Source organism: Mesorhizobium prunaredense, from assembly GCF_900156895.1.
GTDB classification, from domain to species: Bacteria; Pseudomonadota; Alphaproteobacteria; order Rhizobiales; family Rhizobiaceae; genus Mesorhizobium; species Mesorhizobium prunaredense.
In genome coordinates, this window is sequence record NZ_FTPD01000005.1 from 61,601 (window position 1) to 87,250 (window position 25,650).

At 62.6% G+C, this 25,650-nt stretch carries 21 protein-coding genes; 10 read left to right on the forward strand and 11 right to left on the reverse strand.

Annotated features, from left to right (window positions below):
• Window positions 1–69: 69 nt before the first annotated feature.
• Window positions 70–1,236: an acetylornithine deacetylase gene (gene argE / locus BQ8794_RS04390; RefSeq protein ID WP_077373642.1), complete on the reverse strand. Its 1,167-nt coding sequence runs from the start codon at window positions 1,234–1,236 to the stop codon at window positions 70–72.
• 279 nt (window positions 1,237–1,515) lie between these two features.
• Between argE and BQ8794_RS04395 the strand changes: the two genes are divergently transcribed.
• Complete coding sequence (locus BQ8794_RS04395) at window positions 1,516–3,585, forward strand: oxidoreductase (RefSeq protein ID WP_077374250.1); 2,070 nt, start codon at window positions 1,516–1,518, stop codon at window positions 3,583–3,585.
• A gap of 103 nt (window positions 3,586–3,688) precedes the next feature.
• Here the strand turns inward: BQ8794_RS04395 and BQ8794_RS04400 are convergent, their stop codons facing one another.
• Both BQ8794_RS04400 and BQ8794_RS04405 read right to left on the reverse strand, forming a co-directional pair.
• Complete coding sequence (locus BQ8794_RS04400) at window positions 3,689–3,844, reverse strand: SDR family NAD(P)-dependent oxidoreductase (RefSeq protein WP_210189812.1); 156 nt, start codon at window positions 3,842–3,844, stop codon at window positions 3,689–3,691.
• Window positions 3,845–4,051: 207 nt separating this feature from the next.
• Window positions 4,052–5,887, reverse strand: coding sequence for a patatin-like phospholipase family protein (locus BQ8794_RS04405; protein ID WP_167378628.1), 1,836 nt, complete (start codon window positions 5,885–5,887; stop codon window positions 4,052–4,054).
• Window positions 5,888–6,269: 382 nt separating this feature from the next.
• Here BQ8794_RS04405 and BQ8794_RS35485 point away from each other — a divergent pair, with 382 nt between their 5' ends.
• The gene (locus BQ8794_RS35485; RefSeq protein ID WP_167378629.1) at window positions 6,270–6,422 is read left to right on the forward strand and encodes a hypothetical protein; all 153 of its coding nucleotides are present in this window, start codon (window positions 6,270–6,272) and stop codon (window positions 6,420–6,422) included.
• A gap of 351 nt (window positions 6,423–6,773) precedes the next feature.
• Here the strand turns inward: BQ8794_RS35485 and BQ8794_RS04415 are convergent, their stop codons facing one another.
• Window positions 6,774–7,046, reverse strand: a complete 273-nt coding sequence (locus tag BQ8794_RS04415) for a hypothetical protein (protein ID WP_077373650.1) — start codon at window positions 7,044–7,046, stop codon at window positions 6,774–6,776.
• A 262-nt stretch (window positions 7,047–7,308) separates the two neighbouring features.
• Here BQ8794_RS04415 and BQ8794_RS04420 point away from each other — a divergent pair, with 262 nt between their 5' ends.
• Entirely contained in the window at window positions 7,309–8,883 is a 1,575-nt protein-coding gene (locus tag BQ8794_RS04420; RefSeq protein ID WP_077373653.1) for a caspase family protein, read from the forward strand.
• A gap of 653 nt (window positions 8,884–9,536) precedes the next feature.
• Here BQ8794_RS04420 and BQ8794_RS04425 read toward each other — a convergent pair.
• Entirely contained in the window at window positions 9,537–12,719 is a 3,183-nt protein-coding gene (locus BQ8794_RS04425) for an efflux RND transporter permease subunit (protein WP_077373656.1), read from the reverse strand.
• Complete coding sequence (locus BQ8794_RS04430; protein ID WP_244554853.1) at window positions 12,716–13,825, reverse strand: efflux RND transporter periplasmic adaptor subunit; 1,110 nt, start codon at window positions 13,823–13,825, stop codon at window positions 12,716–12,718. The genes BQ8794_RS04425 and BQ8794_RS04430 overlap by 4 nt, the downstream gene beginning before the upstream one ends.
• Before the next feature lie 516 nt (window positions 13,826–14,341).
• On the opposite strand from BQ8794_RS04430, the gene BQ8794_RS04435 reads away from it, so the two are divergent.
• Window positions 14,342–16,603, forward strand: coding sequence for a 2OG-Fe(II) oxygenase (locus tag BQ8794_RS04435; protein WP_077373659.1), 2,262 nt, complete (start codon window positions 14,342–14,344; stop codon window positions 16,601–16,603).
• A 199-nt stretch (window positions 16,604–16,802) separates the two neighbouring features.
• On the opposite strand, the gene BQ8794_RS36230 is transcribed toward BQ8794_RS04435, so the two are convergent.
• A complete protein-coding gene (locus BQ8794_RS36230) occupies window positions 16,803–17,123 on the reverse strand; it encodes a WD40 repeat domain-containing protein (protein ID WP_244554854.1) in 321 nt (106 codons plus the stop codon).
• Between the two features lie 19 nt (window positions 17,124–17,142).
• Window positions 17,143–17,319 (reverse strand): WD40 repeat domain-containing protein, encoded by a 177-nt coding sequence (locus tag BQ8794_RS36235; RefSeq protein WP_244554855.1) that lies wholly within the window; start codon window positions 17,317–17,319, stop codon window positions 17,143–17,145.
• A gap of 109 nt (window positions 17,320–17,428) precedes the next feature.
• Here BQ8794_RS36235 and BQ8794_RS04445 point away from each other — a divergent pair, with 109 nt between their 5' ends.
• Window positions 17,429–17,635 (forward strand): DUF6494 family protein, encoded by a 207-nt coding sequence (locus BQ8794_RS04445; RefSeq protein ID WP_077373661.1) that lies wholly within the window; start codon window positions 17,429–17,431, stop codon window positions 17,633–17,635.
• 42 nt (window positions 17,636–17,677) lie between these two features.
• Here the strand turns inward: BQ8794_RS04445 and BQ8794_RS04450 are convergent, their stop codons facing one another.
• Window positions 17,678–18,553 carry a helix-turn-helix transcriptional regulator gene (locus BQ8794_RS04450; protein ID WP_077373664.1) on the reverse strand — a complete coding sequence of 292 codons (876 nt, stop codon included), beginning with the start codon at window positions 18,551–18,553 and terminating at the stop codon, window positions 17,678–17,680.
• A 96-nt stretch (window positions 18,554–18,649) separates the two neighbouring features.
• Between BQ8794_RS04450 and BQ8794_RS04455 the strand changes: the two genes are divergently transcribed.
• Genes BQ8794_RS04455 through BQ8794_RS04475 form a run of 5 tightly spaced genes read left to right on the forward strand, consistent with a single transcriptional unit; the run spans window position 18,650 to window position 24,053 of the window.
• Window positions 18,650–19,342, forward strand: a complete 693-nt coding sequence (locus BQ8794_RS04455) for an ABC transporter permease (RefSeq protein WP_077373667.1) — start codon at window positions 18,650–18,652, stop codon at window positions 19,340–19,342.
• Window positions 19,343–19,344: 2 nt separating this feature from the next.
• A complete protein-coding gene (locus BQ8794_RS04460) occupies window positions 19,345–20,067 on the forward strand; it encodes an ATP-binding cassette domain-containing protein (RefSeq protein ID WP_077374256.1) in 723 nt (240 codons plus the stop codon).
• A 35-nt stretch (window positions 20,068–20,102) separates the two neighbouring features.
• Complete coding sequence (locus BQ8794_RS04465; RefSeq protein WP_425293521.1) at window positions 20,103–20,927, forward strand: ABC transporter substrate-binding protein; 825 nt, start codon at window positions 20,103–20,105, stop codon at window positions 20,925–20,927.
• Window positions 20,928–20,968: 41 nt separating this feature from the next.
• Window positions 20,969–22,099, forward strand: a complete 1,131-nt coding sequence (locus tag BQ8794_RS04470; RefSeq protein ID WP_077373670.1) for a molybdopterin-binding protein — start codon at window positions 20,969–20,971, stop codon at window positions 22,097–22,099.
• Between the two features lie 7 nt (window positions 22,100–22,106).
• A complete protein-coding gene (locus BQ8794_RS04475; protein ID WP_077373673.1) occupies window positions 22,107–24,053 on the forward strand; it encodes a molybdopterin biosynthesis protein in 1,947 nt (648 codons plus the stop codon).
• A gap of 11 nt (window positions 24,054–24,064) precedes the next feature.
• Here the strand turns inward: BQ8794_RS04475 and mobA are convergent, their stop codons facing one another.
• On the reverse strand, window positions 24,065–24,697 hold the full coding sequence (mobA, locus tag BQ8794_RS04480; RefSeq protein ID WP_077373676.1) for a molybdenum cofactor guanylyltransferase MobA: 633 nt from the start codon (window positions 24,695–24,697) through the stop codon (window positions 24,065–24,067).
• A complete protein-coding gene (fdhD, locus tag BQ8794_RS04485; protein WP_077373679.1) occupies window positions 24,687–25,577 on the reverse strand; it encodes a formate dehydrogenase accessory sulfurtransferase FdhD in 891 nt (296 codons plus the stop codon). The genes mobA and fdhD overlap by 11 nt, the downstream gene beginning before the upstream one ends.
• Window positions 25,578–25,650 lie beyond the last annotated feature (73 nt).

A 25,650-nucleotide genomic window follows, 5' to 3' on the forward strand; every position in this document is an offset into this window, starting at 1 on the left:
TCCAGGAAAAGTGTGGAACGGTTTTCCCACAGGAATTGCGTCAAAACGAAGAGATCCCGCGACGACCTATCAGGCAGTCTGAAGCCGGTGACTGGCAAGCAGCCGCAGCAGATTGTCCAGCATGTCGTCGCAGCGGCGCATCTGTTCGACGCTGACGAATTCGTCCGGTCTGTGCCCTTGCGCCATCGAGCCCGGTCCGCACACGATGGTCGGCGTGCCGAGGTCGCGGCTGAACAATCCGCCTTCGGTGCCGAAGGCAACCTTGATAGTATCGTTGGCGCCGGTCAACGATTTGACGAAGGCTACGGCCTGCGAGTTCGCCGGCGTGTCCAGCCCTGGATAGGTGTTGGTGATATCGATGTCGATGGCCGCCTCTGGCGCGATCGTTGAAGCCGCAGCGGCAATGCGCGCTGCCGCCGCGCGCAACCCATCGAGGATTTGGTCGGGATTGTCGGCCGCGACATTGCGGATCTCGAAGTCGAGCTGGCAGAGGTTCGGCACGATGTTGAGCGCCACGCCGGCATTCATCTTGCCAACGTGGACGGTCGTGTAGGGAATGTCGTAGTCGCCGTCGCGTACGCCATCGCGCGCTAGCCGATCCTGTTCTTGGCGCAGTGCGGAGACGAAGTCGCAGCCCAGATGAATAGCATTGAGTGCCAAGGGGGCCAGCGCCGAATGGCCTTCCCGTCCACTGCAGATGGCGCGCGCCGCAAGCTTGCCCTTGTGGCCGGTCGCAACCTGCATGCTGGTCGGCTCGCCGACGATGCACAGCAATGGCCGGTGCGGCGCAACCTGCAGCATGTCGATCAGGCTGTGCACGCCGATGCAGCCGACCTCTTCGTCGTAGGAAAGCGCCAGATGCAAGGGCATTTGCAAGCTCATTTTCGAGGCCTTGAGGCACGCGGCAAGCGCGCAGGCCACGAAACCCTTCATGTCGGCCGCGCCGCGGCCGTAAAGCTTGCCGTCGCGCGCGCTCATCTCGAAAGGCGGCAGCGTCCAGTCCTGGCCGTCGATGGGGACGACATCGGTATGGCCGGACAGCATGACGCCGGGAGCGTCGGCCGGCCCGATGGTGGCGAAAAGGTTCGCCTTATAGCCGTCCGCGCTGCGGATGATCTGGCATGCAATGCCCTGTGCCGCCAGCAACTCCGTCACGTAGCCGATGAGGTCGAGGTTCGAAACGCGGCTCACCGTCGGGAATGCGATCAGCTTTTCAAGGATTCGGATGCTGTCCATGCGTTGTATGTCTCATTGGCCGTGCGCGCTATCTAGCATCGCGTGGGAGCGGCGCTGAAGTCGCATTTGGCTCAGCCGGGATTCACCGGATGCTAATCCAGGCGGCGGGGCTGATTAGGCGCGTCCTAATCGGCACAGAAGAAATCTGTAGTTTTCCGGCACGCGCCGCAACCTATGAGTAGGTTCACGGCATCTGCCCACCGGGCAGACCGGCTTGCGTCAAAGTTTGAAACCATCACCGCGCATGCCGCGATGCGACGCTGGCAGGAAGGAAGCACCATGCGTGATCCACGCTACGACATTCTGTTCGAGCCTGTGAAGATCGGTCCGGTGACCGCCAAGAACCGCTTCTACCAGGTGCCGCACTGCAATGGCGGCGGCTATCGCGATCCGTCCGCCGCGGCCGAGATGCGCCGCATCAAGTCGGAAGGCGGCTGGGGTGTCATCTTCACCGAGCAGACCGAGATGCACCACACCTCGGAGATCACGCCCTTCATCGAGCTCAGGCTGTGGGACGACGCCGATATCCCGGCGCTCGCCAGGATGGCCAAGGCCATGCACCAGCATGGCGCGCTGGCTGGCATCCAGCTGGCCTATTCCGGTATCAACGGCCCGAACCTCTACACCAAGGAAGTGCCGCGCGGACCGTCGGCCTTGCCCATCCGCACCTTCACCAATGACCCGGTGCAGGCACGCGCCATGGACAAGCAGGATATACGCGACCTGCGCCGCTGGCATCGCAATGCCTTCAAACGCGCCAAGCTGGCGGGTTTCGACCTGGTCTGTCTCTACGGCGCGCATGGCTTCGGCATCATCCAGCACTTCCTGTCGACCGCCACCAACCAGCGCAGCGACGAATATGGCGGCTCGCTGGAAAACCGCTCGCGGCTGATGCGAGAGCTGATTGAGGAGGGCAGGGACGCCATCGGCGACACTTGCGGCCTGACGCTGCGGCTGTCGCTGGACGAGATGATCGGCGAGCTGGGCTTAGCCAATTCCGAAGTGCGCGACATGATCGAGATGCATGCCGACCTGCCCGACCTCTGGGATCTAGCGCATGGCGCCTGGGAGGACTGCTCCGGGCCGTCGCGGTTCAAGGAGGAGGCCGCTCAGGAGGGTCTGGTATCCGGCATCAAGAAGCTGACCTCGAAGCCGGTCGTCGGCGTCGGTCGCTTCACCTCGCCGGATGTCATGGTCAGGATGATCAAGTCCGGCACGCTCGATTTCATCGGCTGCGCCCGTCCATCGATCGCCGATCCGTTCCTGCCGAAGAAGGTGGAGGAGGGACGGATCGAGGACATTCGCGAATGCATCGGCTGCAACATCTGCATCACCGGCGACATGACCATGTCGATCTCGCGCTGCACGCAGAACCCGACATTCATGGAGGAGTGGCGCAAGGGTTGGCATCCGGAGCGGATGCAGGCCAAGGGCGACAGCGACAGCGTGCTGATCGTCGGCGCCGGTCCCGCCGGGCTTGAGGCCGCCCGCGCACTCGGCCTGCGCGGCTACCAGGTGGCGATCGCCGAGGCCGGCACCGAGCTCGGCGGCCGCGTGGCGCGCGAGTGCCGCTTGCCTGGTCTCTCCGCCTGGGGTCGCGTACGCGACTATCGCCAGTATCAGATCAGCCAGATGTCCAATGTCGACGTCTATTTCGAAAGCCGATTGTCCGCCGAAGATATCCTGGCCTTCGGGTTTCAGAACATCGCCATTGCCACCGGCTCGACATGGCGCCATGACGGCGTGGCGCGTGCGCATGTCGTGCCGATGCCGGTGGATCCGGCCATGCCGCTCTATACCCCGGACAACCTGATGGGCGGAAATGTACCGACCGGCAACGTCGTGTTGTTCGACGACGACCACTATTACATGGGTGGCGTTCTGGCAGAGCTTATGGCGCGCCGGGGCGCGACGGTGACGCTGGTGACGCCGTCCGCCTATGTGTCCGACTGGACCCGCAACACGCTGGAGCAAGGCGCCATCCATCGCCGGCTGGCCGAGCTCGGCGTCGAGATCGTGCTGAACCGGACCGTGACGCGCGTCGTGCCGGGAGGCGTTGCCACCGCCTGCGCCTACACCGGTGCCGAACGCGACATTGCCGCCGACGCCGTGGTGCTGGTCACGTCGCGCCAACAGGACGACCAGGTCTGGCGCAACCTGAAAGCGCGGCGCGACGAATGGGCCGACAATGGCATTCGCTCGATCAAGGTCATAGGCGATGCCGAGGCGCCAGGTCCGATCGCCTGGGCGACCTATGCCGGACACCGCTTCGCGCGCGAACTGGACGAAGCCGATACCGGTGATGCGCTGCCGTTCCGCCGTGAAGTGACGGCTTTGGCGGCGGGGTAGGCCGATAGCATGGCTTGATAGGGAATGACGTCGCCACAAGCCGATAGTGTTTCGCGCTAGCGTGAGCAGACACCGAAATGTCAGGCGAATAGTCTGCTTGCGTTCACCGGTTGAGCTCACCGCCGGCGCGACGTACGAGCTGGACCGTCTCGTTGTTGGTATCAACCTTGATGTCGCACCCGACAACCTTTGCGCCTTCTCGCGCAAAGGTCTGTGCCGCGACACGGCCCAGACCTCCTCCGGTGCCGGTGATCAGCACGGTATTCCCATAGCTTCCTCCTGGTCTGAACCGTCTCAGGGCAAACGACCCTCAGCCGCGTGGACTGGCCGGTCGATTTGAAATTCAGTTGTTCGACTCTCGCAACGACCTTGCTAGAGCTAACCTCGGCCATACTTTTTCGGCGTTTACTTCGGCAGCGGAGGGGCTCGTCGCCGCCGTCGCTAAGGGTCTGGACTATAAGCCATGTTAATCGTGCGCGGTGCCGAGCACCGCTCGGAGCCCTGAGTCGTTCTGGCGGAGATGTTCCTCGATCCATCGGGTCGTGCGGTCGTAGGCATCCAAAAACAACCCGGAATGCCGACTCCAATCCATGAAGCTGATCGTGTTGGAAACCTCCGGACAGACCAAGATATCCTCTTCGCCGACGGCAATGTCCTGCGGCCGGTGTGCCAGCATGCTCGAGGCAATGACCTGAAGCATGCTGGGAACCCGAGGCAACCGGGCACGACCGAAAGGATTCAGCATGGTCAATGCCAGTTCGGAAGCTCCGGGGATGCGGTCATAGTCTATGTCGTATTTCTGCGGTGCACTCGACCCGAAGGTAACGATGACATTGGGTCCGGTCTTGAGCTCCTTCATCTGCTCCAGCGGCAAATTGTTCATGATAGCGCCGTCCACCAGCATATCGCCGTCATCTGTAAAGAACGGCGGCAGGACACCCGGGATGGAGCCGGACGCCCGAACGGCGTGCCAGAGCTTTCCACGACGGTGGACATGGGGCTGACGGCTGCTCAGATTGGTCGAAAGCGCAAAGAACGGAAGCCAAAGATCCTCGATCAGAACGTCGCCGTATTCCAGCCGAAGGGCCCGATCAAACGCTTTGTGATCCAGAAGCGCGAAATGCGGCAAGGTGGGACGGCGAAACGCCCGGCTCTTGATAAATATGTTGTGGGTACCTCGGTCGATCTGCTCGGCATCCAAGCCTCTTGCGAAGCCGGCCATCATCGCCGCTCCGGAACTTGTCCCGCCGAGATAGTCGAAGCAAGCGCCCGCCTCGACGAAAGCCTTGTAGACGCCTAAATGAGCGCTGCCGAGGGACCCACCCCCTGCCGCCACGAAGCCCAGTGCCTTGCCCGAAATAAATCGGACCAGGCGCTGGAAATCAGACCCGTCGTCCAGCGCAACATGATGATGCTGGTCAACATAGGGTCGCTCATCGAGCCATGCAGAGGTACCGGAGACCGCAGCCGAGCGACTGTCGTGAATTAGGACAAGCCGACTGGTCGATGGCGGATGGACCGATAGCGTCAGTTCCTCAGACGGGTTCAGGCGAGGCGAGCAGGACGCGTTGGCCAGCAACAGGACGGTATCGGCCTGGCGAATGCAGATTTGGGTCCATTCAGTAGGTTCCTCATCGGCAACATAGACTATGAATTGGGCTTCCGCCTCCAGTTCGTTCAACCAGTTAAGGATCGGCTGGTCGTCAATCGGAAGACCTGGGAACTTCGCTTGGATGTCAAGCCGGGAAACGAACCGAGCGCGCGTGGCCGCGTCGAACGCTTGCCGCAGGTGCTGGATGAGCACCGGTGAGATGCGACTTCCGCCGGCTGCAATGATCGCAAGCGTTCGGATCTTGGCAGGTTTCTTGAGACGCGACGAACTCGGAGATTGGGTGGCAAACCGGCGCGCCAGAAATACCGTGACCGCCTCTCTCAGGCTCGGCAATGTCTCGGCCGCCTTCTCGAAATGATTGCGACCGATTTCAAGGACGATTGAATCGCGCGCTGCAAGGACAGTGGCTGTGCGGGGTAATCCCGCGAAGAAACCGATTTCACCGATGAGTTCACCCTGTGCGATCTCGGCGACGGAGCCAGTCGAATCTCCTTTGTGTACCGTAAAGCGTCCAGACAGCACGATGAAAAACCTGTCCGACGCATCGCCTTCGCGAACCAGAACCTCACCGCGTCTCAGGACCCGACGGTCGGATTCGGCAGCTAAAGCCTCGAGCGCCAGCAACGACGCCCGATCGAACATCAATGTCGCCGACAATAAACTCGCTGCAAGAGAATCGACGGAGGACATCTGAGCCATCCCTTGGGAATCCATGACTTTTGTCTCCTCGAGGGTGCTGGACGCCCTGCCGAATGATACCACACATGAGAGCCGCCGAACGGCTGAGGCGCGGGACTGACCGCTGGGCCATCTCTGGCTCCCAGCAAGGGCCACGATCAGGCCGCCACGCCGCTCTCGGCGTCCGTCTTTTGGGCCGGGAAATTCACTTGAGCCCACGTCGCGAACCTGCTCGCTTGCCTGCCTGCTATTTTGTTGCGAGCGCAATTTCGTCGGACGAATTCGAACCCAGGTACGTATGAGCTTCGAAGTAGCTAAATGTCTCTGCCACCTCGGCGGCCCCGGGAAAGAGCGTAGCGAAGACGTCCTTGGGGACTTGCTTGAATGAGAATTCATGTCCCTGTCGATTCAACGTTTCGATGATTTCGTTGAAGCTCATAAAGTCACCGACCAAGGGCAGATACTCGCCATTGCCCGCCTGATCCAATTACTGCGATGCGGGAATGTTTCCCTGCTCGTCCAAATGAATTCCCTGATAAAGGCATAAGGGAATTTCTGCCCTAAACAACTGAAATTGCGTAACAATAATGGGGTGGGGACTGCCAATATCGACGGTTTGCGCGAAAATTCCCTTTTTTTGCCATTATCAGGGAAGCTCGGCGAGAGACCAGTTCGCTTCAGACTGCGATACCCACCAATCAGTCCGCCAGTTTTGGCGATTTTTCGACCGTCTCAGAATAGTGTCGACATTTCCGTGGGCTAGCGACGCGTTCGCGGCAACGCTTGGCGGAGAGGCCGCTTTCTCGGCCCAGAATGCCCCAAATTGGGGCCTTCGTCTCTGCGGGCTCAATTCCGTAGCCAACTGTTTGGAAAAGCGATGCTCGGCTGATGGTCGGAATCAGAATCCGAGGAGGGCAGCCTGATCGATCCACGCGAGCGGAAGGCCCGAGAGGCGCGACAGCCTGTGGGCGGTGAGTTCGGTTGGCTGGTTCTTGCGGGCCTGCCCCGACATGGCGAGGGAAAGGTGGGCCAGTTGGTCCATTCCTCCGGCAGCCTCGTATCCGTTCAAGAAATGCCCGAAGCGGTCCGATTGATCGAAGGTGAAGGGTGTCGGTATGGCCGAAAAGTCTCCCTGCAGGGCGAGCTGTTCCCATTTATGGAGCCGCCTCATTCGTGCTCCACAAGCAGGGCGAACGGTGCCGCCATTGCATGAACGGTTATGGCTTCCGGGCCAAATGAACTATGCCTCATAGCGCTAACGAATGCTCGAACTGACTCTGTAGTCAACTCGAAATGCCGCAGTTGCGCGCCCATCCGAGGAAAGTCTGGCGGGCGGCTCAAGCATTGGCCGTGCCCGACTGGTTCCTATTAGCTGTGCTTATTTTGCGTTATGCTGTCAGCTGAGACTTTCGCCTGGGAGAACCGCTCCTGCCATGCGTAGCGTTTATCTTTTCCTCATGCTGTTTTTTACAGTCTTCTCCGCTGAAGCGCTTGCAGACAGACGCATCGCGCTGGTGTTCGGCAACTCGACGTATCAGAACGTGCGGAGACTTCCCAATTCCACGAATGATGCCAAGGATATGGCATTCAAATTGAAAAGTTTGGGCTTCGAGGTGGTCAGCGGCTCGGACCTGGAATTGGCGGCGATGCGTACAACAGTGCGCGACTTCATCAAGAAGATAAATGCGGCCGACATCGCGTTGTTTTACTATTCGGGTCACGGTCTGCAAGTTGACGGCAACAATTACATGGTTCCTGTCGATGCTCACCTGGCGTCATATGACGATCTCGAATTTGAGACCTTGCCAATGGACCTAGTAATTGCGGCTATGGAGCGCAACTCTAAGGTTAGTCTTGTCTTCCTCGATGCGTGTCGGGATAACCCCTTCGCCGAGAACCTTGCCCGGTCAATGGGAACCCGATCAGCGTCGGTAGGTCGGGGTCTAGCCAAGCTCGGCAGCGGAGTAGGTTCACTCATCGCGTTCGCGACACAACCGGGCAACGTTGCATTCGATGGATCGGATAGAAACTCGCCGTTTACGACTGCGCTGCTCCGCCATCTTGGCACGCCCGGACAGGATGTCACCCGCGATCTCATCTATGTGCGACGAGATGTGCTCGAAGCGACGCACGGAAAACAGGTTCCCTGGGACAACTCCTCGCTTACGGGCGAGGTGGTCCTAAATCCGGGCGTGGCTCAGGTGCCGAAGCCGGAATCGCCTTCTACGAGTGCGCCTGTCGAGACCGAGACTGCAGTCGAGATCGCCTATTGGGAGACCATCAAGGACTCGGCGAACAAGAATTTCTTTCAGGCATATCTCGAGCGATATCCAAATGGTGCATTCGCAGCGCTTGCGAAGTTAAAGATCGAAGCCCTGGACGAGGAAAAAGGTCGCTTGCAAGAGGGGTCAGCAGCAAGGTCGTCAGATGACGCCAAGGCTATGACCAGACGTGACGATGAGGGCTTTGGACATCTGGCGCTTTCCACCCAGAGAGAGTTGTCACGTGTCGGCTGCCTTGTCGGCCAAATCGATGGAAAGTGGGGCCTTGCCAGCAAGAAGGCGTTGCAAGATTTTGCGCGACGCCGAGGGATTAACCTCGCGTCGGCCGAGCCTACACCGGATCTTCTCAAAGGGCTAAAGGGAGTTCGAGAAACAGTCTGCCCACTTTCCTGTCCTGACGGAATGGAGGCGCAAGAGGGTCGTTGCCAGAGTGCAGTTGCTGGATTCGATGGAATGTGGGCTTTGACGAGACGTGCCACGAATCCGTCGTGCGGATGGCGTGAGCTCACATCAAACATTTTGATTACAGAAGGTCAAATCCTCTCCCCTTCCTGGGAGGGAAAGGTCGCGGGCGATGGCGCCTCGACAATAATACTTAGATTTGTCCACGAAGGTCGAAATGAAAGGAATATCTTGTATGTAAGGCTAAACGGCAAAAGAGGGTCTGGAAAATTCTATCACGTAGGTGGCGAATGCGCGGGAGTCGTTGAATTGCGAAAACTGTAGTTAGCTCTGGGTGCCCCCTGTGGTCATGATCTGACCTGTCTCCAGTCGAATGAGTTTGGGCAGTGCCGCGGCTATCCGGTTCTTCGTTCCCTGTTAGACCGCGATCATTCCCTGTTAGCCCGCGTAGGGAACCTCTCGCTAAAACATTGAATCTGCCGCAGGATTTCAGACCAGAATTGACCCAGGCGCACAGAATCACCGGAAATTCGCTGTTTTTCGGCCCTTAACAGGGATTTCGGGCAGAGACTGGTTCGCTGGAGACTGCCAGCACCACCATTGTCGCTCAATATCAATAATTTATGGCCGACGTCTATCTAAAGTGGGCCACTTGAGCTCCGCTATATCCGCCGTATTCAGACTGAATGTTGTCGCCTGACCACGATCCAAGGGCAGGAGAAGCGATCTTGTGCCTGTTTCTATCCTCTATTTTGCTCCTGTTCGTCGGTCGGCCGACGACCCCAGCGGCGATCGGCTCGATGCGCTTTTCTGAGCGATCCAGACGGCTTGGGCGTGGACGATGCGAAGCGAGCGATACGGCGCGCCGGAACATCTCGATCCGCTCGAGGGACGGATCGCCGATCCATCCCTCCGCGAGATCCAGGAACCCGCCGGTCCGGCTTCAGCCTGAACCCGGCGCCTCATCGGCTCGGCGTCTACTCGGCTGCGCCGCTCTCGGAAGCCAGGGTCGGGCCGGCTTCAGGCCGCCTGCGCCGGAATGTCCTGCGCAGAGCAACGTAGAAGACCGGCGTCAGGAAGAGGCCGAACAACGTCACGCCCAGCATGCCGGAGAACACGGCCGTGCCGAGCGATTGGCGCATTTCCGCGCCAGGCCCGCTGGCGATCACTAGCGGCACCACGCCCAGGATGAAGGCGAATGCCGTCATCAGGATCGGCCGCAGCCGCAGCCGGCAGGCCTCGACAGCCGCCTCGACGGCGTCAAGGCCGCGCTCCTCACCTTGGCGCGCGAACTCGACGATCAGGATCGCGTTCTTCGCCGCCAGGCCGATGAGCACGATCAGCCCGATCTGCACGAGTATGTTGTTGTCGAGACCGCGGAAGGCGACGCCCAAGAGGGCGGCCAGCACGCTGAGCGGGACTATTAGCACGATGGCAAAGGGCGTAATCCAGCTTTCGTATAGCGCGGCGAGCACCAGAAAGACGAACAGAACCGATAGGCCGAAGATGAAGACCGCCGTGTTGCCGGTCTGCCGCTCCTGGAAGGCGAGTTCAGTCCATTCGAAGGAAGTGCCCTGCGGCAGCGATTCGGCTGCGATCCCCTCCATCAGGTCGAGCGCCGTGCCCGTGGCGACACCCGGCGCTGCATTGCCCTGAAGCGGCACGGAGACATACATGTTGTAGCGTTGCACGAGCGAGGGACCGGTGACGTCGCGGATCTCGACCAGTGTGCCGAGCGGCACCAGGTCGCCGGCCGCCGAGCGCACCTTCAGCTTCAATATGTCGTCGCGATCGATGCGGAAAGCCTGGTCGGCTTGCGCGCGCACCTGGTAGACGCGACCGAAGGCATTGAAATCGTTGACATAGGCGGTGCCTAGATTGATCGACAGCGTCTCGAAGATGTTTGGGATCGGCACGTTCAGCATGCGCGCCTTGTCGCGGTCGATCGCCAGGAAGAATTGCGGGCTGGAGGCCGAGAAGGTGGTGAAGACGCCCATCAACCCGGGCGTCTGGTTGGCCTTGCCGGCGATTTCGTTGGCCAGCGCCAGAATCGGCCGCATGTCGGCGCTGTTGCGCTCCTGGAGCATCATCTTGAAGCCGCCGGAGTTGCCGATGCCCCGCACTGGCGGCGGCGGCAGCGCGATGATGAAGGCCTCCTGGATGCTTTGCAGGCTGCCAAACAGCGTGCCGATGATCTTGTCGGACGTATCGCCGCTCTCGAGCCGTTCCTCGAAGCTCTTGAATGGCGCGAAGATCACGCCGGAATTGCTGGCATTGGTGAATGTCGCGCCGTTGAATCCTGCGAAGGCGACGGCGTTGGCGACACCCGGCGTCTCGCGGATGATATCCGACGCCTTCTGGATGACTGCGTCCGTTCGGGCGAGCGAAGAGCCCTCCGGCAATTGCACGACGACGATCGCATAACCCTGGTCCATGTTCGGGATGAAGCCGCGCGGCACCGTCTGCAGCATGTGATAGGTCGCGTAGAGCAGGCCTGCGAAGACGAGCAGCATGGCGGCAAGCGCCAGAGTCGTGCCGACCAGTCTGTGCACCAGCCACGCATAGCCGTCCGCCATCCTGTCGAACCCGTTGTTGAACCCGTTCGCCAGAGCGCGGCCGAACCTTGCCAGGAAGAAGTTCGAATGTTCCTCGATGTGCGGCTTGAAAAGCACGCCAGCGAGAGCCGGCGAAAGCGTCAGCGAGTTGAATGCGGAGATCGCGGTGGAGACCGCGATGGTGATGGCGAACTGCAGGTAGAACTGGCCGGAAATCCCGGGAATGAAAGCCGCCGGAACGAAGACGGAGATCAGCACCACCGAGATCGCGAGGACCGCGTTTCCCACTTCATCCATGGTCTTGTGCGCAGCGGCGCGCGGAGCGAGCCCCAGCCGGATGTTCCGCTCGATATTTTCCACAACCACGATGGCGTCGTCGACAACGATGCCGACCGCCAGCACCAGCCCGAACAGAGTGAGCATGTTGAGCGAGAAGCCGAAGGCGAGCAGCACGGCAAGCGTGCCGATCAGCGAGACCGGTATCGCCACGATCGGCACGATCGCCATGCGCCATGACTGCAGGAACACGACGATGACGATCACCACCAGCAGGATCGCCTCGGCGATGGTGACATAGACCTCGTTGATAGATTCGGCGATGAACTCGGTCGGATTGTAGATGATCTCGTAGGCCAGCCCCTCCGGGAAATCCTCCGAAAGCTCCGCGATGGTCGCCTGGATTTCTTCCGCCGAGGCCAAGGCATTGGTGCCCGGCCGCTGGAAGATGCCGAGCGCCACCGCCGCCTTGTTGTTGAGATAGGAATTGGTGACGTAGTCCCTGGCGCCGAGCTCTATGCGCGCCACGTCCTGCAGGGAGATCAAGCGGCCGTCCTCGGTCGACTTGACTATGACGTAGCGGAAGTCGCGCGCGTCTTCGAAGCGCCCTTGCGTGGTGACCGTATACTGGAAGGCCGAGCCGTCGCCAATCGGCGGCGCGCCGATCGAGCCGCCCGACACTTGGACGTTCTGGTCGCGCAGCGCCTGGACTACGTCGCCTGCGGTCATGCCGTAGGCGGACAGCTTTTCCGGGTCGAGCCAGACGCGCAGCGAATATTCGCGCTCGCCGAAGATCTGCACGTCGCCGACGCCGTCCAGTCTCAGCAGGACGTCGCGCAGGCGCGAACGCGCATAATTCGAGACGTAGAGCTGATCGTAGGTGTCGTCGGGCGACAGCATATGGATGACCATCATTAGGTCGGGTGAACTTTTCGCCGTGGTGATGCCGAGCCGGCGCACCTCTTCCGGCAGGCGCGCTTCGGCGATCGAGACGCGGTTCTGGACCAGCACCTGCGCCGCGTCGAGATCGGTGCCGGGGCGGAAGGTGATGGTGAGCGACATCGAGCCTTCGCCGGAGGAATAGGACGACATGTAGAGCATGTGCTCGACGCCGTTGATTTCCTGTTCGATCGGCGTCGCCACGGTCGCGGCGACCGTCTCGGCGTCGGCGCCCGGATAGGAGGCGCGCACCACGATGGTCGGAGGCGCGATTTCGGGATATTGCGCGACCGGAAGCTGCGTATAGGCGATGCCGCCGACGAGCACGAGCACGATCGACAGCACCACCGCGAAGATCGGGCGGTTGACGAAGAAATGGGCGAAGTTCATTGCGTCTGCCCTTCGGCTTCAACCTTGGGGGGCAACGTGGTCATCTCGGACTTGACGGTGACGCCCGGCCGCACTCGCACGAGCCCGTTGACTACCACGGTCTCTTCGCCGGTGAGGCCCTGGCGGATAACGCGATAGCCGTCGATGCGCGGGCCGGTGCGGACCGGCTTGGCCGAGATCAGGCCTGCCTCGTCGACAACGAAGACGATGCGGCGGTTCTGGTCGGCGCCGATCGCCTCGTCAGGCAGAAGCACGCCCGGATGCGGCAGCGAGCCGGGCACGTTAATGCGGCCGAACATGCCCGGCTGCAGCACGCCGTCCTTGTTGTCGAAGCGCGCCCTGGCCCGCATCGTGCCGGTAGCTTCGTCGAGACGGTTCTCGGCGAAGTCGAGCTTGCCCTTGAACGTCGCTTCATCACGGTCGGCGACACGGACGACAACATCGAGGCCGCCGGCGCCCTCCTGCATGACGCCGCCGCGCTCGCGGGCGTCGCGCGCATAAGCGAAGTAGGACCGCTCATCGATGTCGAAATAGAAGTCGATCGGGTCGATCGAGACGATGGTGGTCAGCACGGTCTGGTCGGCCTGCACCAGATTGCCCGGCGAGATGAGCCGGCGGTCGACCCGGCCGGAAAACGGTGCCTTGATCGCGGTGAATTCGAGATCGAGACTTGCGTTTTCAAGTGCCGCCTCCGCGCCGTCCAGTTGCGCTTGGGCGGCGAGATATTCGCGGCGGCGGTCGTCCAGTGTCGAAACCGGTATGTTGCCTTCGCGCGACAGGGTCTCGGCGCGCTCGAACTGCATCTTGCTGAATTCGACCAGGGTCTTGGCCGAGTCGACCTGCGCCTGCGCCTGGTTCAGCGCCGCCTTGAACGGCCGCTGGTCGATAGTGAACAGGAGGTCGCCCTGCCTGACCAGCGTACCGTCCTGGAAATGGACCTGGTCGAGATAGCCGCCGACGCGGGAGCGCAGCGAAACCTGGTCGACGGCTTCGAAACGGCCGACGAACTCGTCGTCCTCGACGATATCGCGCACCAGCGGCTTGGCTACCGTGACGACGGGCGCGGGAGGCGCTTCCTGCGCCTGTGCGGCCGGGGCCGCGAGCAAGCCGATCGCCGCGAAGGCCGCGGCGGCGAGCCATTTTGCAGGGACGTTTCTGCTGGAGGGGGCGGCCAGAGAATCGTGGCGGAGGCGTGCAGTGTGAACCATGGTTACCCCTCGTAATCGGTCCTTCATGCGAAGTCCGTAACATCTAGGCAGCGGGTGTGCCGCACAAATCAATTTTTTGAAACGACCACCACAACCGACAGCTTGCTACAGAACCAACATCGAACATCATCAACCTTTACCAAGGAAGCGGCTAACCGGGGAGCCCGACCGCACATCTGGCGTTTATCCGCTGCGGAGGCATCGCCATGTGCCGCACGTTGGGATGCGCAATGGCTTGTCAGATCCGCTTTAGCTCGAGCCCTAGTCGCCGGCGAAGGCTGGCCATTTCTCAGATAAAGCGCAACGACAAGTATCGGGTGGCTTGCTGTGCAAAATTTCTTGAGAGGCCGACGCGCCGGGTCTAGGTAAGGTTTTCCATACATTGTGTTCATTTTCCAGATTGCGGGAGTACTCATGTCGTCGATCGCCGCCGCCCTGCCTGATTGCCTGCGCTCGGTCGAGCGTCCCGGCGACTTCTGCGTCGGTGGCCTGCGGGAAATCTTCACGCCGTCAATCGATGTGGAGGGGGTGGGCAGGATCGCCTTCCCGCTTCAGGCGGCGCAGGCTGAGCGACTGGTCGCCGTAGCCGAGGCGGCACCCCATGGACGCGGCGAGGATACGGTGCTCGATCGCGACGTGCGCAGAACCTGGCAGATCGACCCGCGCAGGATCCAGGTCGGCGGGCGTCGTTGGGGGACGACGCTGGCCGAACTCGTAACCGACGCGGCCCGCGGCCTTGGCGTCGAAGAGCCGGTCGAGGCGGACTTCTACAAGCTTCTCGTTTATGACGCCGGCAGCTTCTTCCTTAATCACCGGGACACCGAAAAGACGCCCGGCATGTTCGCGACCCTGGTGATCGTGCTGCCCTCGGCTCATCGTGGCGGCGAGCTGGTCGTGCGGCACCTGGGTCGAGAGGTGATGTTCGATCTGCACCCCGAAGATCCGTCGGAAATTGGATTCGCCGCCTTCTATGCAGACTGCTTGCATGAAGTGCGCCCGGTCATTACCGGACATCGCCTGATCCTCGTCTATAATTTGGGCTTCCTCGGCAAGAGACGCTCGCTGCGGGCGCCTGACTATCGCGCGGTCGAGGCGCGCGTCGCGGACCTGCTGCGCGGGTGGGCCGGCGCGGAGGACGAGCCCGACAAGTTGATCGTGCCGCTCGAGCATGCCTACACGCCGGCGGAGCTGTCGTTCGACGCCCTCAAGGGGGCCGATGCCGGCGTGGCGTCGGTGCTGATCGAGGCGGCAACGGCGGCGGAGTGCGATCTCCATCTTGTCCTGGTATCGATCGAGGAGAGCGGCAGCGCCGCGCACACCGGCAATTATCGCCGCAGGCGCTGGGATCGAGACGACGAGGGCGATGAAGAATTCGAAGTCGCGGAGGTTTTCGACCGCTCGCTGACCCTGTCAGCGTGGCGGCGTCCGAACGGCGGCGAGGTCGGGTTTCACGACTTTCCATTCGATGAGGAGGAGCTCTGTCCGCCCGATGCGTTCGAAGATCTGAGGCCCGACGAGCAGCATTTCCACGAGGCGACGGGCAACGAGGGCGCCTCTTTCGACCGTACCTATCGCCGCGCCGGTCTGGTGCTGTGGCCGCGCGCGCGGCGGCTTGCGGTGCTTAATCAGGCCGGCCTCGGGGCGACGCTGCCGTATCTCGAAGACCTGGCGAAGCGCTGGGAGACGAGCGACACCGCCACCAAGCGACAGTTGTGGGGGGAGGCCGATGAGCTTTCGGGACACATGCTGCGCTCCTGGTCCCGTGAGACATGGCCCAGGGAGGACGATACCGATGCCGGTCGGATGCTCGACCTGCAGGTTCGGCTGGGAAACGCGGCGCGCATAGACGAATTTGTCGCGGAGTTGTCGGCCAACGGCCACTACGCCGCGTCCGATAACGACGCCCTCGTGCGCGCCGCCGCGCTTCTTCCGCGACCGCGGGCCACGGACTTGCTGGTCGAGATCGTCAGACGCAATGCCGCGGCCCATCTCGACGCCTGCGCCGATTTGCTGCTGCGTTGTGTAGCGGCGCCGACCGAGTCCGTTGGCGACGCCGCGAAGATCGGCGCGGCTTTGATCGACGTCTTGCCGGGTGACCCGGCCAAGCGTGCTAAGCTCGACCCCTGGACGCGACCTGCGTCCGTACGGCCTGGCTTCGTCGTCGATCTCCTGACGGCGACGAGCAAGATCGACGCCGGGCTTGCGGCGCGCGCGATCGAGCACCTGCTGGCCTGGCCCCGGACCTACACCCCGGACGCGGTGCTCGTCCCGGCGGCACTGGCCTTCGCCAGGCGGGCAGAGAGCAGGGCATGGCCGGCCATCGGCCAGCTGCGTGAGGCGGCTCTCGACCATCTGCGCGGTCGCCTCGCGCTGCCGCTGGAGGCCCCACGGGACTGGTCGCGGACCAATCCGCTCAAATGCAAATGCGACGACTGTCGCGCACTCGGCGCATTTCTGATTGACCCTCATCAACAGCAATGGCGCCTGAGGGCGGCCCAGAACCGGCGGACCCACGTCGAGGAGAGCGTCCGAAACGCCGTGTGCGATCTTGACCTCGCCACCGAAAGGCGCGGCAGCCCGCACACGTTGATCGCGACCAAGAACCAGGCCAGTTACGAGCGACGCGCCAAACAGCGCCGGCAGGATCTGGAACATGTATCGGCGCTGGGCGGATGAAGGCTTGCCCGGTTTGCGGGAACAGCAAACCTGGCCACAGGGCGATGAGTCGGAAGAAACGGACTCCACTTGCAAGTCGAATCAGACAGCCGCAATGGTGAAGGGCCGCTCCGGATTAGTGTTCAGGGGGAGGTTTCAAACCAATCCGAACTGCTGCAGGCGCGGCGGCGAGCGCGGATCAACAGTCCGCATCCGCATCTTAGCCGGCGCTGACGAGGGTTGCGTCGGCCAGGAAGGCGAGCGCATTGACGTTTGCACGATGGCCTTCCAGGACGCGCGCTAGCCCACCGGCAAGCGGCCAGAGCCGGACGGTGGTGTCCCAGGACGCCGAAGCCAGCATCGATCCGTCGGGCGACAGTTCGAGGTCGGCGACAGGCCCGGTGTGACCCTCCAGAATTTGGGCCGGCTCGCCTCGACCGATTTTCCAGATCGCGATGCGACCATCCGCACCGGCGCTGGCAAAGCGCCCGTTCGGTAGTGCGGCGACGGCACTTAGCTCACCTTCATGAAAGAGCAGCACGTCGCGCGCTTCGCCGGTCTCAAGCGACCAGACAATTTGCCTTGGTGTCAAAACTGCCGGTTGCCACCGTCTTTCCGTCCGGCGCCACGGAAATCGCCCGCACTGCACCGCCATGCCCGCGCAGCTCCACACCATGTGCCGTCGCGCCGGCGAGGAAAACAGCAGCGAGCAAAGCTATTGCGAGCGTCTTATGCATTGCGCATCATACGGTTCCGTGTTCCGCTGGCGGGCAGCGCCTTCGCCGGACAGCAGCATGCGATCGCAATCCGCCCAGCCGCACCGTCACAGCTATTAGAGGCAATCCTATGACCCAAAACATGGAAACCGATCCGTTCAACGTGTCGATGCGCAAGTTCCTGAAGCAGGTCGGCGTAACCTCGCAGCAGGCGATCGAAAAGGCCGTGGCCGATGCGGGACTGAAAGGGCAGGGGCCCCTGACCGTGAGAGCCGTGATTACGGCTGAACGCGCCGGTCTGCACCACGTCGTCGAAGGCGAAATCGACCTTGGCTGAATAGGTGCGACGGTGCGCCCGGCGCCCCATCGCCCCCCCACATCAATGGAAGAACCGGACCTGCCCGGCTGGGCCGGTGTCATACCCGGTGAGTTCTGCGGCGCGCTGAGCGAAGCTGTCCTGGGCCATGAGGCGGATCAGCGCCTGGATCGAAGGCTGGAAATAGGTTCGCTGCCGCATCAGCAGATCGAAATTCTCCCACGCCAATGAGACGAACTCGAGGCCGGCGGCGCGCGCGGCCGCGCGTGTGGCGATGCCGCAATCGGCCCTGCCGGTCCGGATCGCGGCAGCGAGATCCGGCCCTGTCAGGCATGGCGGCTCGAGCCGGTTCAACCGCCTCTGGTTGGCGCCGGCGCGGGCGACCAGGACATCCAGCAACATTTGGGCTCCGGCCCCAACCTGGCGCATCGCTATTTTGGCGCCGCTTTCAAGGACATCGGCTAGGCTGTTGAGTGATCGGGGGTTGCCCGGCGGCAGCAGCAGCCCTTGTTCGCGCCGCGTGAAACCGATCAGCACCGCATCGTGCAGCCGCGGCATGGCGCGCGCGGCCTCCACATTGGGGTCGGCTGCATCATTGTGGAAATGGATCGCCGCGGCGGCAACCTCGCCACGCAAAAGACGCGCAACGCCGCCTGCCGTCCCCTCGGTCAGCGAGGCGAGGCCGGAGCCCGCCTGACGAAGGCTCCATTCAAGCAGGTCGTCCTGGCTGCCGCCAACTATGGGCGGCGGCTCGGGCGGAATCATTCCGTCGGGATGCGCCAATCCCGAAAGAACCCACCGGTCGAGTTCGTTGCGCGGAAACAGCCACTTGCCCGTCACTTTGCTGCACGGGATGCGGTTTTTGGCGACCAATTCGTAAAGCTTGCGTTCGCCAAGGCGCAAATAGTCTGCGGCTTCCACAGTCGTCAGCAAGTCCATCCTGCAATGTTATGCATATTCCTGCGCAAGTTCAATTGTTTGACGAATGCGGAGCAAATGCAGCAGAAATAGCAGGGAAAGGACGCAGCGCAGGGAATGTCAGAAGGCCTAGATGCATGGCAGCTTATCGCGAGCGGCGACGCGACGCTGATCTCGATAGTGCGTCTTTCGCTGACCGTCACCCTGGCCGCCGTCGCAGTTGCGGCCGTCGTGGGACTGCCGCTCGGGGCGTTGCTGGCACTGACGCGTTTTCCGGGACGTTCCACGCTCGTCGTGCTCGTTAACGGCTTCATGGGCCTGCCGCCCGTTGTCGTCGGCCTGACCGTTTACCTGCTGTTATCGCGATCAGGGCCGCTCGGCGAGTTCGGCCTGCTGTTCACACCGGCCGCCATGGTCATCGCGCAGGCGCTTCTCGTCGTGCCGATCATCGCGGCTCTGACGCGCCAGACCATCGAGGATTTGTGGCGCGAATATCGCGACGAACTGACAGCGATGGGCGTCGGCCCGACAGGCAGGGTGGCGACGCTCTTGTGGGACAGCCGCTTCAGCCTGATCACCGCACTGCTCGCCGGCTTCGGGCGGGCGGCGGGCGAAGTCGGCGCAGTCATGATCGTCGGCGGCAATATAGAGGGCTTTACCCGAACCATGACCACCACGATCGCGCTCGAAACCTCAAAGGGAGACCTGCCGCTCGCGATGGGTCTCGGCGCCATCCTGATCGGCCTCATTCTTGCCATCAATGCCGCTGCCTGGGGCCTTCGATTGTGGTCGGAGCAACGGGTGGCTTGATGATGCGGGCCGCGCTGACCGACCTTCCTCTCATTCTGGACCGGGTCTCGCTCAGCGCCGGCGCCACGACTATGCTGGACCGCCTGGACCTTGCGATTACGCCCGGTGCGCCGACACTCGTGCTCGGTCCCAATGGCGCGGGCAAGACGTCACTGCTTCGGGTTTGCATGGGACTTGCTGCGCCTTCCGCAGGAACTGTGAGCTGGGGTGGGCGCACCGATCGCGGGCTCGGGCGCCGGGCAATGCTGCTCCAGAAACCGGTGATGCTGCGCCGCTCCGTCGCCGCCAATGTGGCCTACGGACTGGCGCAAGCTGGCTGTCCGCGCCATCGTCGCGCCGCACGCACCGAGGAGCTTCTCGATCGTGTGGGCCTTCTGGGCCTGGCGGCGCGACCTGCGCGGCGCTTGTCCGGCGGCGAGCAACAGCGCGTGGCGCTTGCCCGGGCACTGGCGCGCGAACCCGAGATCCTGCTGCTCGATGAGCCCACCGCCAGCCTTGATCCCGCTGCAACCCGCCATGTCGAGGAGATCATTCTGATGGCCTCCCAATCGGGCACCAAGATCGTCATGGCTTCGCACGATCTCGGCCAGGTGCGCCGGCTTGCGGGAGATGTCGTCTTCCTCGTTCGCGGCCGACTGTGCGAGCACGCCAGCGTCGGTGATTTTTTCGATCGCCCCTCATCCGCAGAAGCTGCCGCCTTTATCCATGGGGAGCTTGTTCTTTGATCGCGGAAACGGAGCGTCCAGTGCTGAACCGTCGGCTGTTTACCGCAATTGCGGTCATTTTGACTTTCCTCGCCTCCAGCGGCGCATCGGCCAACGCACAGGAACAGTCGATCGTCGTGGCCTCGACGACATCGACACGGGATTCCGGCCTTTTCGACCACATACTGCCTTTGTTCACCGCAAAGTCCGGTATCGAGGTGAGGGTGGTCGCGCAGGGAACCGGCCAGGCCCTCGACGCCGGCCGCCGGGGAGACGCGGACGTGGTCTTCGTCCATGCCAGGGCGCAGGAGGAGAAATTCGTCGAGCAAGGTTTTGGCGTGAGACGCTTCGATGTGATGTACAATGATTTCGTCCTGATCGGACCCAGAAGCGATCCGGCCGGCATCAAGGGCTCGCCGGATATCGCAGTCGCCTTTACATCGATCCAGCGCAATAAAGCTGCTTTTGTTTCCCGCGGCGACAAATCCGGAACCCACTTTGCAGAACTCGGACTCTGGAAGGCGGCAGGTGTCGACATCGCGGCGGTGAGGGGGCCCTGGTACAAGGAGATAGGTCAGGGCATGGGCGCTGCGCTCAACACAGCCAGCGCCATGGATGCCTATGTGCTTTCCGATCGCGCCACATGGCTGGCGTTCAAGAACCGCGGCGAACTGGAGATCGCGGTCGAAGGCGACAAAAGGCTGTTCAACCAGTACGGCGTCATGCTGGTGAATCCCGCGAGGCATCCGAGCGTCAAGGCCGAACCCGGCCAACGTTTCGTCGATTGGCTGATCTCGCCTGAAGGACAGCAGGCGATCGGCGAGTACAAAATTGACGGCCAGCAACTCTTCTTCCCGAACGCTGAGCAGAAGCGCTCCTGAAGTCGGTTGCAAAGCGGGTTGCATCTGCCACATCATCGGACATGATGAGAATGCAGCCTTCCGTCGGCGCGCTGACCGGTCTCGAAGCGGCTCTCGCCGCACTCCTCGACGGAGTGGAGCCGGTCGCGCCCACTCTTTTGCCGCTTGACCAGACGCTTGGGAAGATCGGCGCCGCCATGCCGCCCCTGGCACACGCGCAGCCCATCCGCGACACGGCAAAGACAGACGGCTGGGCGTGCCGCGCGCTCGATCTTGCCGGTGCGTCCGCCTATTCGCCGCTGCCGCTAATGGCAATTCCGGTCTGGGTAGAGGCAGGCGGCGCCATGCCGGCGGGATGCGATTGCGTTCTCGACGCCGATCTCATCGATTGCAGCGGCCCGATGCCCCAAGCACTCGAGGAAGCAGCACCGGGCCAGGGCGTGCGACGCGCTGGCGAGGACATGGAGGCGGGCCGACCGCTCATTCTTGCAGGGCACAGGCTGTCAGCCGCGGACCTCCTGACCGTGCGGAGTGTCGGGATTGGTGAAATTGCGGTGCGGGCGCCGCAGGTGCGCCTGATCGATGTCGCCGCCCCGGCGAGCGATACTTCCACGGGCCATCTTATCGCCGACCTCGCAAGAGCCTCTGGCGCGACGGTGTTCGATATCGAAACGGTTACGCGCGACGCCAGATCCGTCGCCCAGGCACTTGGCAAGGCAGCCGGCGATTTGATCATCCTGATTGGAGGCACTGGTGCGGGGCGCGCCGACGCTACAGCCGACGCGCTTGCTGCGCGTGGGGCGCTTATTGCCCACAACATAGCGCTACAGCCCGGCCGAACCGCGGCGATCGGCCGGCTCGACGCGGTCCCGATCATTGCTCTGCCCGCCGCGCCCGATCAGGCCTTTGGAGCCTTTCTGGCGCTTGTTCAGCCGGCTATCGATCGCCTGTCGGGCAGGAGCGCCCGGCGACAGATGGTCCTGGCGCTGGAGCGAAAAATCTCCTCCACGGTCGGACTGGCCGAGATCGTCCTCCTGAAGCAGGAACAAGACAGATGGCGGCCGCTTGCGATCGGCGATTTTTCGCTGGAGGCGATCCGCCTGGCGGATGCATGGCTTGCCATTCCAGGCGGCAGTGAGGGCTGTGCCGCGGGAACAGCTGTCGGCGCCTTTGTGTTCGACGTTCCCAGATGAGTCGGTGATGACCAGATCCACCCGCCAAGATACCGGCCAGGAGCAGTTCCTGACGGTCCTGTCGCGCGACGAGGCGCTCGCCCGTTTCGAGGCCGCGCTATTTCCCAGGACGATCCCGACCGAAGAACTGATGCTGGCGGATGCGCTTGGGCTGGCGCTTGCCAGTGATGTCACGGCTCCGATCGACGTGCCGCCCTTCGACCGTTCGAACGTCGATGGTTTTGCCGTGCGCGCCGCCGACATCGCCACCGCGTCGGAGGCGCTTCCTGCCAGGCTCCTGCTCAACCGCGAAACGATCGCCTGCGGCGTCGCCCCGCAAATCCCTGTGCTCGCAGGCACCGCCACCTCGATCTCGACGGGCGGGCCCGTGCCGCGCGGCGCCGATGCCATCGTCATGGTGGAGCACACACAACCGGCCGAAGGCGAAGCCATCGAGGTCAGGCGCGGAGTCTCGCCCGGCCAGTTCATCTCGCATGCCGGATCCGATATTGCCCGCGGTGAGGTTCTGCTGCGCGCCGGAACGGTGATCGGCTCGCGTGAAATCGGCATGCTTGCCGCCTGCGGAGTTGCGCTGGTGACGGTGGCGCGCAAGCTGCGGGTGGCGGTTTTGTCGACCGGCGACGAACTTGTCCAACCGGGCGACACCCTGCGACCCGCCGGCATTTACGACGCCAATGGCGCAATCGTCAGCGCCGCGATAGCTGAAAATGGCGGCCAGGCGAGCTTTCTCGGCGCCTATCCGGATGACGAAGCCACGCTGGAAGCCGCCATGCGCGAGGCGCTAGCGGCGCATGACGTGCTGATACTGTCGGGTGGGACGTCCAAGGGCGCGGGTGATGTCAGCCACCGCATCGTGAACCGTCTCGGCGCGCCCGGCATCGTTGCCCATGGCGTGGCGCTGAAGCCGGGAAAGCCGCTTTGTCTCGCTGTTTGCGACGGCAAGCCGGTCGTCGTGCTGCCGGGATTCCCGACTTCGGCCATGTTCACTTTCCACGACATGATCGTACCTGTGCTGCGCCGCATGGCGGGCCTGCCGCCTCGGACCGAAGCGAAGCTCGCGGCAAAGGTTCCGTTGCGCATTCAGTCCGAACTCGGCCGCACGGAGTTCGTGATGGTATCGCTGGTCGAGGGTGAGCAGGGGCTGGTCGCCTATCCCACCGGCAAGGGCTCGGGGGCGATAACGTCCTTTGCCCAGGCGGACGGCTTCATCAGCATCGAAGCTTTAGCCGACAATATGCCTGCCGGAAGCGAGGCGTCGGTGACGCTGTTCACACCGCACGTGCGTGTTCCCGATCTCGTGGTGATCGGCAGCAACTGCACCGGCCTGGATCTTGTCGTGGGTATTCTGTTTCGCGCCGGCCTGACCGTGCGGTCTATCGCGGTCGGCAGCCTGGGCGGCCTGGCCGCGGCCAAGCGGGGCGAGTGCGATATCGCGCCCATTCACCTCTTCGACACCAGGACGCAAAGCTACAATGCGCCGTTCCTGAGCGACGGCCTCGAACTCGTGCAGGGGTGGCGACGCATGCAGGGCATCGTCTACCGCCCGGGCGACGTTCGCTTCCAGGGGACCGACCCGGAGGAGGCGGTGCGAGCCGCACTCGCCGATCCCAATTGCATGATGGTCAACCGCAACCAGGGCTCGGGTACGCGCATCCTGATCGACCAACTGCTTGGTGCGGCGCGTCCCGACGGATATTGGAACCAGCCCCGCTCGCACAATGCCGTCGCGGCGGCCGTCGCACAGAACCGAGCGGACTGGGGCGTCACCATTGCGCCGGTGGCGCGCTCAGCCGGGCTCGGTTTCATTGCGCTGAAGGAAGAGCATTATGATTTCGCGCTGGTCTCTGCCCGCAAGGAGCGACCCGCGGTGCAGGCCTTCCTTGCCGCGCTCGCTTCGCCTGAATTCAACGAGGGGGTCGAGCGCATGGGTTTTACCCGACCCGGCCAAGTGTGAGATATCCGGGGCTAAGGGTCGGTAAGCTGCCAAACGAGCCGTTCGGCCTCGGCAAAATCTGTGACCGTGTTGACATTGAAGAAGGGGTCTACCGGCTTGTCCGGCCAGGACGCGGTGGCAACCTGGTAGCGAGCCGTCCACAGGTCGATCTTGCGAACGCCCTCGTCGACGAGTGCGTGGCGTAACGCATCGCGCATCGCCACTTGCCAGAGTCCGATGACAGGATGCGTCCGACCCGCTGACATCGCCACCGCCAAATCCGCAGCTTTCTCCATGCGCGCCCGATGCAGCCGTTCGACGAGGTCGCGCGGCATGAAAGGACAGTCGGCTGCGACGCTGACGATCCATTCGACATCGGGCCTGTTCGCCGCTGTCCAGTCGAGGCCCGCAAGCACGCCGGCAAGCGGCCCCGGATAGTTTTCGACCGGGTCGGCGACGACTGGAAGGCGAAAGCGGTCGAAGCGGGCAGGGTCGCCATTGGCGTTCAGCAAGAGACCGTCGCATTGCGGGCCGAGGCGCTCGAGGACACGATCGAGGATCGTGGTTCCGTCGATCCGACGCATGGATTTGTCGCCACCGCCCATGCGCCGGGCGAGCCCCCCGGCGAGAACGACGCCCAGGGTCGGCACCTTCTCATTCGCCATCGGCAGCTCCCTTGCGTCTGTGACGCGGTGCTTCCTCGTCGACGGAAGCGAGGTCCTGGTCGAAGACGATGCGATCCTCGCCCGACAGCACGGCGAACCGCTTGCCGCGCGCCCGACCGACGAGCGTCAGGCCGGCCTGACGCGCCAAATCCACGCCCCAGGCGGTGAAACCCGAGCGCGAGACGAGGATCGGAATGCCCATTCGAACCGTCTTGATCGTCATTTCAGACGTCAGCCTGCCCGTCGTGTAAAGGATCTTGTCGGCCGGATCGATGCCCTGGCGATACATCCAGCCGGCGATCTTGTCGACGGCATTGTGGCGCCCGACGTCCTCCATGTAGCAGATCGGCGTGCCTTCCTTGCAAAGCACGCAGCCATGAATCGCGCCCGCTTCAAGATAGAGCGACGGCGTCGTGTTGATCGTGCGGGTCATTTGGTAAAGCCAGGAGGTGTGCAGTGCGGCTGGCGGCAGAGTGATATCGAGCGCCTCGAGAAGATCGCCGAAAGCCGTCCCCTGCGCGCAGCCTGAGGTTTGCGTCCGTTTCCTAAGCTTCTGCTCGTAATTGGTGTTGCGCTCGGTACGAACGACCACGACCTGCACGTCGTCGTCATATTCGACTTCGGTTACGACGTCGTCGGATTTGAGCATGTTCTGATTGAGCAGGTAGCCCAGCGCCAGATATTCGGGGTAGTCGCCGATCGTCATCATCGTGACGATCTCCTGGGCATTCAGATAGAGCGTCAGCGGGCGTTCAACGGGGACGCGGATTTGAATAGCGGCGCCCGTATGATCGATGCCGCTGACCTGTTCGGTCAATCGGATGTCATCCGGGCTCGGCATGATGATGTCGGGGTCTGGTCGGGTTTTCATCTGTTGCATGGCACTCTCTTGAAATTGCAATCCCGCTCGCCAGAGTGGATGCGTTCCCTTCGGCTTGACGTCCACTATATAG